This window comes from Helicobacter sp. UBA3407 (genome assembly GCF_949747025.1).
Classification (GTDB): domain Bacteria; phylum Campylobacterota; class Campylobacteria; order Campylobacterales; family Helicobacteraceae; genus Helicobacter_D; species Helicobacter_D ganmani.
Window position 1 is genome coordinate 1 of sequence record NZ_CATKCB010000004.1, and the last position, 1,117, is coordinate 1,117.

The window sequence follows — 1,117 nt, forward strand, 5'->3', positions numbered from 1 at the left end:
GCTTTAAGTATGATTGATAATCTCTCAACACACCCTCCGTTGCTTTGCACTTTTCATAAGTTTGGTTTGTTGTTTTTGAAGTTTTATATTGTAGAGCTTGGACGCAAGGCAAATTTTATTTTAGCAGATAGTGAGGATAGCAAACGCATCATTAAAGAGCTTAATAACGATTTAGCACCTTTGCCTTTAGTGATTAGCGAGATTTCGCGCTATAAAAACTCTCAAATCACTCCGCAAGAGGCTTTAAAAAACGCATATAATGCAAATTATGAGCATATTGCCAAAGTGTATAAGGAATATCAGGAATTTTTGGTGCAAAAAAATATGGTAGATTTTGATGATTTGCTGCTGCTTCCTTTGGAAATTATGCAAAAAAATCCAAAAATTGCAGAAAATGAGAGTAAAAAATATCAATACATTATGGTAGATGAGTATCAAGATACCAATCATTTGCAATATTTACTGCTCAAACAACTTTGCTCTACGCACCAAAATCTTTGCGTTGTGGGGGACGATGACCAGAGCATTTATAGTTGGCGTGGGGCAAATATCCAAAATATCTTGCAATTTAGCAAACAATTTCAGGGTGCAAAAGTGATTAAACTAGAAAAAAATTATCGCTCCACGCAAGCGATTCTAAAGGCAGCAAATCAACTGATTGCAAACAATAAAGAGCGTTTAGGAAAAGAACTCAAGACGACTTTGGAAAAGGGCAAACCTGTGGAGATTCTGCATTCTAGTGATGAGCAAGCAGAAGTGCGTAGAGTGGCAACTATCCTTAAAGGTTTGCTAAGTCGTGGAATCTCACCCAAGCAAATTGCAGTTTTGTTTCGTGTCAATGCGCTTTCTCGTTCTTTAGAGGAGGGGTTTAACCGCGAAAAGATTCCTTATGTGTTGGTAGGAGCAATTCGGTTTTACGAAAGAAGCGAGATTAAAGATGTGTTGAGCTATTTGCGTGTGTTAGTGAATTTAGATGATGATTTTTCGCTTACACGCATTCTTAATAAACCCAAACGCGGAATTGGAAAAACAACAATAGACAAGTTATTGACTTTAACACAAAAATATAATACTAGCATTTTTGGCTTGTTTAACGAATCGCAAGAAAATGCGCAGA

General features: G+C 36.6%; 1 protein-coding gene. It reads left to right on the top strand.

What is annotated here, in order from left to right; all coding sequences use genetic code 11:
* The coding region (locus Q1553_RS00020; protein WP_300842633.1) for a UvrD-helicase domain-containing protein at nucleotides 1-1,117 on the top strand (1,117 nt) is incomplete at both ends.